At 49.5% G+C, this 13,269-nt stretch carries 10 protein-coding genes and 2 pseudogenes; 10 read left to right on the top strand and 2 right to left on the bottom strand.

What is annotated here, in order from left to right; translation table 11 throughout:
* Positions 1-217 precede the first annotated feature (217 nt).
* Both PM3016_RS18985 and PM3016_RS18980 read left to right on the top strand, forming a co-directional pair.
* On the top strand, positions 218-697 hold the full coding sequence (locus PM3016_RS18985; protein ID WP_014370559.1) for a hypothetical protein: 480 nt from the start codon (positions 218-220) through the stop codon (positions 695-697).
* Positions 697-1,209, top strand: coding sequence for a hypothetical protein (locus PM3016_RS18980; RefSeq protein WP_014370558.1), 513 nt, complete (start codon positions 697-699; stop codon positions 1,207-1,209). The genes PM3016_RS18985 and PM3016_RS18980 overlap by 1 nt, the downstream gene beginning before the upstream one ends.
* A gap of 712 nt (positions 1,210-1,921) precedes the next feature.
* On the opposite strand, the pseudogene PM3016_RS18975 reads toward PM3016_RS18980, so the two are convergent.
* Positions 1,922-3,144, bottom strand: a pseudogene (locus tag PM3016_RS18975) (IS110 family RNA-guided transposase).
* Between the two features lie 270 nt (positions 3,145-3,414).
* On the opposite strand from PM3016_RS18975, the gene PM3016_RS18970 reads away from it, so the two are divergent.
* The 6 genes and pseudogenes from PM3016_RS18970 to PM3016_RS18945 all read left to right on the top strand — a co-directional run bounded on the left by PM3016_RS18970 (position 3,415) and on the right by PM3016_RS18945 (position 8,709).
* Positions 3,415-3,618 (top strand): hypothetical protein, encoded by a 204-nt coding sequence (locus PM3016_RS18970; RefSeq protein ID WP_013918109.1) that lies wholly within the window; start codon positions 3,415-3,417, stop codon positions 3,616-3,618.
* Positions 3,619-3,851: 233 nt separating this feature from the next.
* Positions 3,852-6,467 (top strand): phosphoenolpyruvate synthase, encoded by a 2,616-nt coding sequence (gene ppsA / locus PM3016_RS18965; protein ID WP_014370556.1) that lies wholly within the window; start codon positions 3,852-3,854, stop codon positions 6,465-6,467.
* Positions 6,468-6,779: 312 nt separating this feature from the next.
* Positions 6,780-7,232, top strand: a complete 453-nt coding sequence (locus tag PM3016_RS18960; RefSeq protein WP_014370555.1) for a VOC family protein — start codon at positions 6,780-6,782, stop codon at positions 7,230-7,232.
* On the top strand, positions 7,219-7,842 hold the full coding sequence (locus tag PM3016_RS18955; RefSeq protein WP_014370554.1) for a TetR/AcrR family transcriptional regulator: 624 nt from the start codon (positions 7,219-7,221) through the stop codon (positions 7,840-7,842). The genes PM3016_RS18960 and PM3016_RS18955 overlap by 14 nt, the downstream gene beginning before the upstream one ends.
* A gap of 131 nt (positions 7,843-7,973) precedes the next feature.
* Positions 7,974-8,251 (top strand): annotated as a pseudogene (locus tag PM3016_RS18950) (ArsR/SmtB family transcription factor).
* Positions 8,252-8,325: 74 nt separating this feature from the next.
* Positions 8,326-8,709: a VOC family protein gene (locus PM3016_RS18945; RefSeq protein WP_013918103.1), complete on the top strand. Its 384-nt coding sequence runs from the start codon at positions 8,326-8,328 to the stop codon at positions 8,707-8,709.
* A 96-nt stretch (positions 8,710-8,805) separates the two neighbouring features.
* On the opposite strand, the gene PM3016_RS18940 is transcribed toward PM3016_RS18945, so the two are convergent.
* A complete protein-coding gene (locus PM3016_RS18940) occupies positions 8,806-9,690 on the bottom strand; it encodes an AraC family transcriptional regulator (protein ID WP_014370553.1) in 885 nt (294 codons plus the stop codon).
* A gap of 163 nt (positions 9,691-9,853) precedes the next feature.
* On the opposite strand from PM3016_RS18940, the gene PM3016_RS18935 reads away from it, so the two are divergent.
* Together PM3016_RS18935 and PM3016_RS18930 are read left to right on the top strand one after the other, a co-directional pair.
* Entirely contained in the window at positions 9,854-11,512 is a 1,659-nt protein-coding gene (locus PM3016_RS18935) for an ABC transporter substrate-binding protein (RefSeq protein WP_143768220.1), read from the top strand.
* A 13-nt stretch (positions 11,513-11,525) separates the two neighbouring features.
* The gene (locus PM3016_RS18930) at positions 11,526-13,043 is read left to right on the top strand and encodes a glycoside hydrolase family 43 protein (RefSeq protein ID WP_014370551.1); all 1,518 of its coding nucleotides are present in this window, start codon (positions 11,526-11,528) and stop codon (positions 13,041-13,043) included.
* Positions 13,044-13,269 lie beyond the last annotated feature (226 nt).

Below are 13,269 nucleotides of genomic sequence, written 5' to 3'. Positions count from 1 at the left end.
ATCCTTTGAAACGGTGTCTGACACTGATTCGCACACAGGCCACGGAGCATCGTCATCTGCTCTGTGGTCGTTTTTTTTATTCCTTCAGCCGCTATGGTCAGGCGCTATCCCGCTGGGTGGCGCCTTTGTTGTGTCCACGCAGCTTCAAGGTTCACAATACATTATTGTTATACCCAAGGGGAAAGTTAATAAAAATGGAAGGAAGGGGAGAATGTGATTGTCCGTATTGGTTGTTTTCCTTTCCCTTGCTTGGTTTTGCATTTATGTATGGATAAAGCTGCCCCGCAAGTTGCCTTTGGCTGCCAACTTCCTTTTATTCATGGCCATTGAAGCGGTTTTAACGAATAAGCTTACGATTATTGGATTCAATCTAAGGTTATTTCGAATCAATACGTGGAGCATTCCTCATTTTTTATCCATGATTTTGCACAATGATTTTACGATTACCTTTGTTCTTCTTACCTTTGCTAACGTATATCTCCATACGAATAAAGCTGGTGTTCGGTGGGCCATATCCGTTTACACATTCGGAATGCAGTGGTTCCTGGGTGCTGCGCTCCGCTGGAATCACGTGCTTATTGATCATGGCTGGGGTACGACAAGAGAGTCCATAATGATATTATCCTTTATGACATATACCTTGCTTATGGGGAAGCTGTTTCAGCGTATGGCTTTGAGGGAAGGGTGGCTGCGATAATGGAAAATATCATATACGATACTGGGTTCAGTGGAAACGAGTGGTTTGTATTAGGCATCATTGCCGCTGCGCTGATACCGATTTGGTTTTTCCCCAGACGATTTTCTCCCCTCCAAATCACCTTTAATATGCTTATTGGCATCGCATTTGGGCTTATTTTCGATCATACGATTGAGATTCCCCCGTTCGACCTTTATGATCTCGGAGATCAGACTAAATTCCAGTTATTTGATTTATTTTCCTACACCATGTATGCCCCGTTCGGTTACTGGTATATTTATGGGTATGAGCGATTACGGATGTATGAATGGATGACGATTCCGTACATTTTATTTTGGGCTGGGCTCTCTCTTTGTTTTGAGTGGCTGGGGGACTACGCTGGAGTGTTCCACTACAAAAACGGGTACCAATTGATTTATTCTTTACCCGTCTACTTAATACTGCTGAGTATTCACCTGATGATGTACCGCCATGCCTTCGCATACACCCGGTGGCGAAAATCTCATGGTTAGAAAGAAAAGCGAAAAAACGCCTCACCAGGTCGGAAGCCCGGTGGGGCGTTTTTTGATGTTTCCGGAATGAGCCTAACTCGAAAGCAGCCGGCGCGCCTGAGCCTTACCCTACAATATCAACGTCTCTGGCCCGTACGACGGCCCTTCTCAGGGAACATCTGCCGCCATCTCTGGAGTCACCGTAAATGATAGTTGCGCGTCCACGGCGGCCGCCGCCCGTTACTCTATAGATAAATACTTGCCTCCGGCCTTCAAAAAGAGTTGGGATGCGTGCGACGACAATCTCCCCGACATGATGCTCAAGAATCTCACGTGTATCCTCTTCGTCAAGTTCTTGCTGCATTTCTTGCTGAGGGGTCGGAACGTATTGCGGATACGGAGGATACACAGGACGCTGGCCATATGCCGGATGATTGTAATAATACAAAACGGTCACCTCTTCACAATTGATGGGTAATTCCCAAACCCAGTATATGCAGGCAATGACCCAGTGGTCCTTGTGGCGCCAATGAAAGTGTTCCTGCGTCTCAAACACCGCGAATAAGATGCGGCTGAAGAAGATACCCTACATGGGAAGTAAAATGTGGAAGCTCAAAGCTACCCTGAAAATAACTCATAGCGTATAGCCTAAAAAGGCAGCACGAAACTAGGCGCAGCTGCTTCAATTTTTTAAAAGCTGCGTCTTCCTCCAAGTAATGATGTTATTTCAGAACTAAGATACTTCGGTAGTGGCCAAAGTAACAGAGTATCCTAAGTTTTCTAACTTTCGAACCGTCTGTCTGACAATGGCGTCTTGCTTTCGCTTCTCAAAGTAATCAGAGCCTAAATCCGTGTAATCTTCCTGGCGTGTTATCAGATGGTATGCAATAGTCATGATGGAGTGAGCAACTGCAACAGCTGCTCTATGTCCGCCTTTACGGGCTGCAATGCGTCTATACTGAGCACCGAGGTAGTTGTTCGATCCTCGAATGGAATGGGAAGCTTCAATGAGGGCAGAGCGGAGGTACTTGTTGCCTTTTCGGGTTTTGGAGGGTTTGCGCTTACCTGCACTCTCATTATGCCCCGGACAAGGCCGATCCACGAGCAGAGGTGTGGTGCACTCGGGAAACGGGAGGCGATATCGGTGCCGATTTCAGCCAGGATTTGCTCAGCGGTCCGTCTGGCGACCCCTGGAATGGTATCCAGGCGATCCAGATCTTGCTGAAAAGGGTCGAGCCGTTTGGCTACCTCCATATCCAGTTCGGAAATCTGTTCATTTAGGAAGTCGATATGCGTCAGCATGCTTTTGAGGATGAGACGCTGGTGTGCAGTCATGTTCCCCCGCAGCGCAAGCTCTAGTTCTTCTTTCTTTTTCTTCATGGTTCGGCGTGCGAAGCCTGCCAGCTTCTCCGGATCCGTCTCCCCATTCACCATGGCCTCCAGCATGTCCCGGCTCGAGACGCCCATAATGTCAGAAACGACAGAAGCCAGCTTAATGTTAGCCCCTTCCAGAACCTTCTGAATCCGGTTGTGTTCACGGGCACGCTCCTGGATTAAGCTTCGGCGGTAGCGAACCAGCTCTCGCAATTCACGTTGGTTTCGGTCCGGAATAAAGCTCGCTTTAAGCAGGCCGTGCCGTAATAAATCGGCGATCCATTCCGCATCTTTCACGTCTGTCTTGCGGCCGGGAACGGCTTTCATATGCTGTGCATTCACAACCAGAAATTCAATCTGTTCCGCTTCAAGCAGGTTGACGATTGGCTTCCAAAAAACGCCGGTGCTCTCCATGGCCACGTGGGTGCAGCGGTGTTCCTTGATCCAATCGATAAGTTCAAGAAGAAAGACTGTATGGGTACGGAATGTCTTGATCTCCTTTCCTTCAGGAGTAACGATGCAGGCTGTGATGGACTTCTTATGAACATCCAACCCGCAAGCTCGTTCAATAAGAACTTCCATGATACTCACCTTTCTTCGGCAAATTGAATTGAGGACTGGCGCAACAACCAGCAAAAGGGTTAATCTACCCTGCGTGCTTCCCCAAAGGGAGCGACATTCCGTGGTGCACCATGGTCGTCGGAGTCAGACTAAAGGTTGGGTTCGCAACACCATAGCTTATCGACCTTCCTCACCAGCCGTAAGAATAGTATAAGGCAGGAAGTATAAATTTTCATGATTCCGTGGTGCCGCGTTCGCGCGGCATGGATGGCTAAAGGAGGAGTTACAGATATGGATCCATCAAATGATAAGCTGATTGAAGAGAAGATGCGGGGAGAGAAGCCCAGCTGGGCAGTTCCAGAGTCTCCGGCCGATACAGATAGGACTTCGGGACTCGAGGAGGACAATGTACCAACCAATTATGAAAACTCGTTGCCTTCTTACAACGATCAAGCAAACTTTGAAGTGCAAAAGACACCCGACAGGCTTGGTTAGCATACTCAACAACACAAGAGGAGCATGCAGTAGCTGATGGCATGAAATCAAAAAAGAACCTGAGTTGTTTCATCAGGTTCTTTTATATTGCATATAAACAAACACGATGTTATAATCAGATTACATCTTCGTTATTAACGAACACAATTATTCTATCTTACAATTTTATTGTACCATTCCGGTGAACTCTTGTCAAATGGTTTTCTCAATTTCATCGTTAGGAGAGATGTTGAATGACTTCTTTGGTTCTCGGTTTTCAGGAAATGGACAGAACGCAGCTTTTGCTCGTGGGCGGAAAAGGGTTAAACTTAGGGGAATTATCCAAAATCGAAGGAATACAAGTACCGGAAGGATTTTGTGTGACAACAGCGGGATATCAAAAAGCCATCGAACAAAACGAAACGTATCATGCTTTGTTGGATCGGCTAACCATGCTCAAAGCAGAAGATCGCGCTCAAATTGGTGAGATCAGCAGAAAAATTCGACAAATCCTTAGGGAAGCAGAAATTCCTTCCGATGTGATGAAAGCCGTTACTCACTATCTTTCCCGGTTTGGCGAAGAACATGCTTACGCCGTACGTTCCAGTGCGACGGCTGAAGATTTGCCCCATGCTTCTTTTGCAGGTCAGCAGGACACCTATTTAAATATCATCGGCAAGGAAGCCATCCTGCAGCATATCAGCCAATGCTGGGCTTCCCTGTTTACGGACCGCGCGGTAATCTACCGTATACAGAATGGATTTGATCACAGTCAAGTGTATATATCCGTTATCGTTCAAAGGATGGTTTTTCCACAAGCTTCAGGAATTTTATTCACCGCCGATCCGATTACTTCTAACCGAAAGCTGCTGTCGATCGATGCCGGCTTTGGACTTGGAGAAGCACTGGTCTCCGGCTTGGTATCTGCCGACAGTTATAAAGTTTGCGATGAGCAAATCGTCGAAAAGAGAATAGCAGCGAAAAAGCTGGCTGTCTATGCACGTAAAGAAGGCGGAACAGTGACACGGCCGATCGATCCCGATCAGCAAAAGGCTCAAACCCTTACGGAACAACAAATTCTGCAGCTGGCACGCACAGGAAGACAGATCGAAGCTTATTTTGGATGTCCTCAAGATATCGAATGGTGTTTGGCCCACGATACATTTTATATGGTCCAGAGTCGGCCCATCACTACGTTATACCCGATCCCTGAAGCGAATGATGGAGAAAATCACGTATACGTATCCGTCGGACATCAACAAATGATGACAGATCCCTTGAAACCGCTGGGGTTGTCTTTTTACCTTCTAGTCACTCCTGCACCCATGCGTAAAGCCGGCGGGAGGTTGTTTGTCGATGTTACGGCTATGCTGGCTACACCTGACAGCAGGGAAAATTTATTCAATGCCATGGAACAACACGATCCGCTCATGAAAGACGCACTTATGACCGTAATAGAGCGGGGAGATTTTATCAAATCGCTACCCAATAATAATAAAGAACAGAGTCTTGGTAAAAGCAATAAAGGTGTATCGTCTGCGGGTCTTCAAGCCCCCATCGAAAACGATCCGACCATCGTTACCGATTTGATTAAGCGTAATCAAACATCGGTCGAAGAGTTGAAACAAAACATCCGAACGAAATCAGGATCGGATTTGTTTGATTTTATCCTGGAAGATATCCAGCAATTAAAGAAGATCTTATTTGACCCACAAAGTTCGGCTGTGTTTATGGCTGCTATAGATGCTTCATCGTGGATCAATGAAAACATGAAGAAATGGTTGGGTGAAAAAAACGCAGCGGATACGCTATCTCAATCCGTACCGAACAATATTACCTCGGAAATGGGTCTGGCGCTGCTGGATGTCGCAGATGTGATTCGTCCTTTTCCAGAAGTCATTGAATATTTACAACAGGTAAAAGAGGATCACTTTGAGGATGACCTGGTTAAGTGTAAAGGTGGACAGGAGACGCTGGACGCGATCCATGATTATCTCAGCAAATACGGAATGCGATGTACAGGAGAAATCGATATTACTAGAACCCGTTGGAGCGAAAAACCAACTACGCTTATCCCCATGATTCTCAGTAATATCAAAAACTTGGAGCCTCATGCCAGCCACCGGAAATTCGAGCAAGGGCGGCAGGAAGCTTTGAAAAAAGAACAGGAGTTATTAGATCGATTGAAGGTCTTACCGGATGGCGAACAAAAAGCCAAAGAAACCAAACGAAAGATCGACTTAATCCGGAATTTCATCGGTTATCGGGAATATCCCAAGTATGGCTTGGTGAACCGTTACTTCGTTTATAAGCAGGCTCTGCTGAAAGAAGCCGAACAACTCGTACAAGCGGGCGTAATCCATGAGAAAGAAGATATATACTATCTCACTTTTGAAGAGCTTCACGAGGTCGTACGCACCAATCAACTGGATTACGGGATCATCGGCAAACGAAAAGACGAATACAAATGGTATGAAAAGCTAACTCCACCACGTGTCATCACGTCTGACGGTGAAATCATTGCAGGCAAGTACAAACGAGAACATCTCCCAGCCGAAGCGATTGCGGGTCTGCCTGTTTCTTCCGGAGTGATAGAGGGAAGAGCACGTGTCATCTTACATATGGAAGAAGCTGATCTGGAAGATGGAGATATATTGGTCACCACCTTTACTGACCCCAGTTGGACACCCTTGTTTGTATTCATCAAGGGCCTGGTCACCGAAGTTGGGGGACTGATGACCCATGGAGCCGTTATCGCACGTGAATATGGCTTGCCCGCCGTTGTCGGTGTGGAGAATGCTACCAAGCTGATTCAAGACGGACAACGAATTCGCGTGCATGGAACAGAAGGGTACATCGAACTTTTGTAATGGCTGAATATGTCAAGTAAGGGGAGAAGCTCACGCTCTCCTCTTTCGGGAACCCTCACGTCAAAGGCATCTCGAAAGGGAGGAACGGCGTGCCGGCCAAAAAGTAACGAATCGCGAAGAGCACCGGATGATGAATCTGATCCGGTGCTTTTGGCGCCCCCCGGCGCACGCAGTTTGTTTACATAACTATTATTAAGTTAACTTTAGTGATCCAAATAGTGTCGTTTGGAACAAAAGGTCCTATGCTGCTATTTACATACATACAGTATGTATGTAAAATGGATACAGACGATGAAAAAGGGAGATGATTCCATGAAGATCAACAGCTTTTATCCGGTTCTGATGACCGACAGGGTTGCAGACACAGCCGCCTTTTACATGAATTACTTTGGGTTCGAACCGGTGTTTGAGGCGGATTGGTACGTTAGTCTTCGATCGGCCGGCGGATCCCTCCCGTTCGAACTCGCCATTCTCGATGCAGACCATTCAACCGTGCCCGCGGCTTACCGCGGAGGGGTGAAGGGGCTGCTGCTCAACCTGGAGGTTGACCATGTCGACGCAGAATACGACCGTCTTATCCTTACGCACAAGCTGCCCCTTGTCCAAGACATCCGAAGCGAAGAGTTTGGGCAGCGGCATTTTATCACTTGTGACCCGAATGGGGTATTGATCGACATCATTACCGTGATTCCTCCTTCAGGGGACTTCCGTGAACAGTATGCAGAGGCCGTATGGGAGGGTCCGGATCACCATGAGGAGAAGTAAGGAGGAAGCTCATCAAACCATCCGCAGGCTGACAGAGGTGGCGCGCGCCCATTTTACCGAGCACGGATACGTGGGCGCGTCGCTCGAATCGATTGTGCAGGAAGCGGACGTGACGCGGGGAGCCGTGTATCATCATTTTCGCAGCAAAAAGGAGCTGTTCCGGATCGTGCTGGAAGCGGTGCAGCTTGAAGTGGCCGAACAAGTGGAGGCCGCGGCATCCGCTGCGGATGAGGTCTGGGAGCAGCTTTATCGGGGCTGCCGGGCATTCGTGCTGGCAGCGGTCGAACAGAATCGCAAACGGATCCTCCTGGTTGACGGCCCGGCGATTATGGGCTGGGACGTATGGCGGGCGATGGATGAGAAATATTCCATGCGCCTTCTGCGGGAGCAGCTGGAACTGATGCAGGAACAGGGACATATCCCGGGCGTGTCCGCAGCCGCCATGGCGCACTTCCTTTCGGGAGCGCTCAATGAAACCTCCCTTTGGCTGGCAAGCCGCACGCCCGACGCGGCGGATTTGGACAACAGCATGAACGTCATCCGGCTCTTCCTGGATGGGATCAGGAAGCATCGGGAGGATCTGCAGACGCCACTCGATCATCCTCAGTGACAACAATGAGATGAAGCAGCCCATTTCCATATTTTCATGAAGGCCGCGCATGCCGCGGCTTTTTTGGCGACAAGCAACCCAATGGTTGTTTATGCTTGACAAGCAACCCAACGGTTGCTTATACTTGATATATGAATGGGGACAAAGACGCTATATTCAAAGCACTAAGCGACTCGACTCGGCGGCTTATGTTGGACGAACTATCCGAACGCAATGAGATGACGTTGTATGAACTTTCGGTACGCCTTATTATGAAGCACGACCTTTCCATTACGCGACAGGCGATAGCCAAACATCTTTCTGCATTGGAGGATGCCGGGCTCGTAACATCAGAAAAAAAGGAAAATATCGAGTGATTATTTTCAACAATGAACCCCTTAAACATTTGCTGAAAGGATGGATAGATTAATTTCATAGATTAATTTTCATCGGAAGCTTCTGACGAATGCAGGTTTTGGGGATCATATCAAAGGAGGCGAACATATGAAAATCATTGTTACCAGTATATTCGTTCAAGATCAGGACAAGGCATTGAAGTTTTATACCGAAACGCTGGGCTTTGTAAAAAAGCATGACGTTCCCGTCGGGGAGTTTAGGTGGATCACGCTGGTTTCTCCGGATGATCAGGACGGTACCGAGCTTTTGCTCGAACCGAATAACCATCCTGCCGCCAAAGAGTATCAACAGAAGATATTTGCCGAAGGCATCCCGGCCACCATGTTTGGCGTTACGGATATTCATCAAGAGTACAACCGATTAGTGGAAAACGGCGTAAAGTTTACTATCGAGCCGACAACAATGGGCGAACTCACACTGGCTGTCTTCGACGATACATGCGGCAACCTTCTTCAGATTGTGCAGAAGTAAACAGAAAAAGAGTGGTCAGAAGACAAGAATAAATGGGCAAAAGGGAGCTGAGGAAACTCGGCTCCTTTTTGTTTTGCCATACAATAGCAGCGAAATTCACACCCTGTATGGCCTGTCCCCACAACTTTGCCGATAGGCTTTTGGAGATTGGCCATACACTTTAGTGAACTGCCGGGTAAAGTAGTTGCTGTCATTAAATCCGCTTTCATGCGAAATTTCGGTGATCGGGAGGCCCGTCTTTTTCAGCATCATGCATGCATGCTCCAGCCGCAGCCTCTGAAGATAGGCGAAGGGGGTGGTTTGATAGTAGGAACGGAAAATCCGGTTTAAGTGCCTCACCGAAATATTGGACTCGGCTGCAATCTCCTCCAGCGAAATGGACTTAAGATATTGATCCTCCATATAGGAGATCGCCGCCGCCAAATGCATCAGATTGCTTGGGTCCCCGTGGCGTTCCTGATTCTCATACTGCCTGGACAGATAGACAACGAGTTCCATAAATCGCGCATTAAGCATGGTTTGATAGCCCTGAATCTTATGTTGATATTCCTCAATCATGACCTTAATGAGGGAGAAGACATACTCCAGACTCGGGATCGGCAGGCTGAGCTTGCTCTGATAAGGATGAAGGTGACGATAAAACGGTTCCAAAACGAAAAGCGCCTGATAGCCGTTGGACATTCGAAGATCGGGCCCGGCCGACCGCAGCATCTCAGGGCGGTACATGATATTGCAGATCTTGAAATGGTGGGGATCAATATACGCATGGGGAGTAGCTCCGTCTATAACAAAGACGTCTCCCTTCTTGATAAACGAAGTTTCGGCATTGACCCTATGTGTGGCGTTCCCGTTCAATACCACGACGAGCTCGGAAAAATCGACATGACGATGCAGCTCCATGTCATCTTCATGGCCGCCATATTGAATAAAAAACTGGAACTGATGATCGGTCGTAAACCAATCCAAATGAACGTCGATCACTCGGACACCACCCAACCCAAAGCTTCAATGTCTATATCATGCTATTTTATGACCTGAAAATCAAGGTTTGACCGTCATTCCGTGAACTATAATACGAGCGGGCAGACAAAATCAGGGGAGTGAGATTCAGATGCGGAACATGAGCAGCACACCAAAGGGATGCATGGCGTTGACGCTCACCATTAGTTTACTGGTCGGATGCGTCGGAACCAGCGGCGGCAGCGAAAGCGAACACGGCAGCACCGATGCTGCAGGTACAACTCCGATCAGCTTCACGTTCTTCAGTGCCGATCCCAATCCCAATTGGCAGAACATGCAGGATGACGTTGGAAAAGAAATCACAAAGCGGACAGGCGTTACGCTGGATGCCGAGTTCGCCGTAGGAGATCCGGCACAGAAGGTTGCGCTCATCGCGACAAGCGGCCAATATCCGGATCTCATCAGCCCCAAAGGAGAGCTCAACAAGCTGGTTGACGCGGGGGCCATGCTGGACCTCACCGATCTCATTGAGAAGCACGCCCCAAATATCAAGAAGCTGATCGGCGATCAGTCGAAGCGTCTGCGCTACAGCACCGAGGACAAGTCGATCTATGTCATCCCGACCTACTCGGCTGTGGGAGGTGTCAACTTCACGGCTGGCGGAGGGTTCGAGCTTCAGCACCGTGCCGTGAAGGAAGCGGGCTACCCGCCGATCAAGACGCTGAAGGACTATGAGAAGGTCATTCAATCCTATATCGACAAGCATCCGACCGATGAACAGGGAAACAAGAACATCGGGCTTTCCCTTAATGCGGACGATTGGCGGATGTACATCTCCGTGACGAACCCGGCAGCCGAGACCACCGGTAAGTCGGGGGACGGCGAATACTACATCGATCCGACAACCTACGAAGCCCAATATCATTACCGGACGGAAGGTGAAAAAGACTACTTCAAGTGGCTCAACCATATGTATACCATCGGCTTGCTCGATAAAGAAAGCTTTGTCCAGAAATATGATCAATATCTGGCCAAGATCGCTTCAGGACGGGTGATCGGATTAATCGACGTCGACTGGGATTATGCGGACGGCGAGAAATCGCTGAAGTCCCAAGGGAAGCAGGACCATACGTACGGGCACTATTCCGTGATGCTGTCCGATCAATACAAGGACAATCGGTTCCAATCGACCGGCTTTATGGCCGGCTGGGGCGTTGGGATTACTACGGAGTGTGAAGATCCGGTCCGTGCCATCCAATTCCTCGACTTTCTGGCATCGGAGCAGGCACAGGTGTTGAACAATTGGGGCCTGGAAGGCAAGCATTACCAGATGCAGGATGGCAAACGCGTCGTTCCGCAGGACGTTCAGCAGCGCATCATGAACGACAACACCGCATTCAGCAGGGAATCCGGTATCGGCTTCTATACGAATCTCGGCGCCCATTATGGTGACGGCGTTCAAGATTCCACAGGTAATTATTACACCAAGAATTACCCGGAACAAATCCTCAACACCTATTCCGATGCCGACAAGGAAACGCTTAAAGCTTACGGAGCTTCGACCTGGAAGGACCTGTTTCCAAAGGAAGAGGAATTCCCGGTTAAGGCATGGGGGGCCGCGTGGAATATTTCCGTGCCGGGCGACGATGATGTCACAATTCTTGCGAATAAAATGAGGGACATTACCAGAAAGCGGATTCCTCAAGCGGTTATGGCCAAACCAGAAGAATTCGATGGAATCTGGGAGGCGTATCAGCAGGATCTGATCAAGGCTGGTGTCGAGAAAATGGAGAAGGGCTTCACGAAGTATGTTCAGGACCGCGTGAAACTTTGGAATGAATAGGAGCGCAGATGCGATGCAGTATACCAACCCAGTCCTGTCCGGCTTTTATCCTGACCCCAGCATCTGCCGTGCGGGTGAGGATTACTACCTGGTGACGAGTTCTTTTGAATATTTCCCCGGCGTTCCTGTCTTTCACAGCAGGGATCTCGTTCATTGGAGGCAGATCGGTCATTGTCTCCTCACCGAGAAGCAGCTGTCTCTGGCGAACGCATGGAGTTCCGGCGGCATTTATGCCCCCACGATACGCTGCCATGACGGCTGGTTCTACATGACGACGACGAACGTGGGCGGAATCGGAAATTTCTATGTCCGCAGCAGGCAGCCTGAGGGTCCATGGTCCGATCCGATCCCCGTAATGCAGAAGGGCATCGATCCATCCCTCCTCTTTGATGAGGACGGCCGGGTGTATTTTCAATCCAGCTGTTCAGGCGATCCGGGCGACGGAATCTACCAGTGCGAGATCGATATCTCGAACGGCAGCATGCTGACCGAAAGCCGGCTGCTCTGGAAGGGGACCGGAGGCGCACATCCGGAAGCCCCCCATCTGTATAAAATCAACGACCTCTATTATTTGATGATCGCTGAGGGCGGGACCGAGTACGGCCATATGGTGACGATCGCAAGAAGCAGCGATCCCTATGGGCCCTACGAGCGGTGCCCCCATAATCCGATTCTTTCGCACCGAAGCTTGAAGAGCAGCCTGCAAGCGATGGGACATGCGGATCTTGTGCAGGCGCATGACGGGAGCTGGTGGGCGGTTTGCTTGGGGATCCGGCCGGTTTCCTACCCTATGCGGCATCATCTGGGGAGGGAGACCTTCCTCGCTCCCGTGACCTGGACACCGAACGGCTGGCCGGTCATCGGTAAGGAAGGGCGGATCGAGCCCGTCATGGAGGCGCCCAAGCTGCTGCCCGTGCGGTGGCCGGACAAGCCGGTCCGGGACGATTTTGACGAAGGGCGGCTGCGGTACGACTGGACCTTCCTGCGCAATCCCAAGGAGAACAGCTGGTCGCTGCAGGACTACCCGGGGCATCTGGCGCTGAAGGGAAACCAGGCGACGCTGGATGATGCAAGTTCACCTGCATTTGTCGGACGCCGGCTGTGCCACTTCTCCTGCAGCGCGGCAGCCGCGGTCGATTTTCAACCGGTGCATGACGGAGAGGAAGCCGGACTGACTGTGTATATGAATGAAAAGTATCACTACGATCTTGTCATAAAAGAACGCAGCGGAAGCAGGATGGTCTTGTTCCGAAGAACCGTAGGGCTGATGCGTACCGAGACGTGGCATGATTGTGGTACAGGAACGGTTGTGTTACGAATCGAGGCACGGCCTGAGGTCTTTACATTCTTCATTCAGCAGGACGAGCTCGGTCCCGTGGAAGTGGGTAGAGGTGAGACCCATTTGCTTTCTACGGAAGTGGCAGGCGGTTTTACGGGAATCTTCCTTGCGATGTATGCCTCCGCCTCCAGGACAACGGGACAGAGTACGCCCGCCTTATTCGATTGGTTTGACTACGAGCCGGCGGAATAGGCGGAAGACAGATTTCTTTGCAGCTCGTCCTTATCCGCAAGTCAAATAGTCACATAATTAACGAAGCCGATCCCTCACGTGTGAAGAGGGACGGCTTCGTTTGTCTTTACAGGGCAACCGGCTGATTTCAGCACGATCTGTAAATTATTCCATAGGAGTATATGATATCCAAATGTGGATTTCGGGGTAAGAGTAATAGAAAGAGAAAAACATAGGAGGGAACCAC

The sequence above is a fragment of the Paenibacillus mucilaginosus 3016 genome (genome assembly GCF_000250655.1).
GTDB lineage: Bacteria > Bacillota > Bacilli > Paenibacillales > NBRC-103111 > Paenibacillus_G > Paenibacillus_G mucilaginosus.
This window is presented reverse-complemented; position numbering and strand designations above follow the sequence as displayed.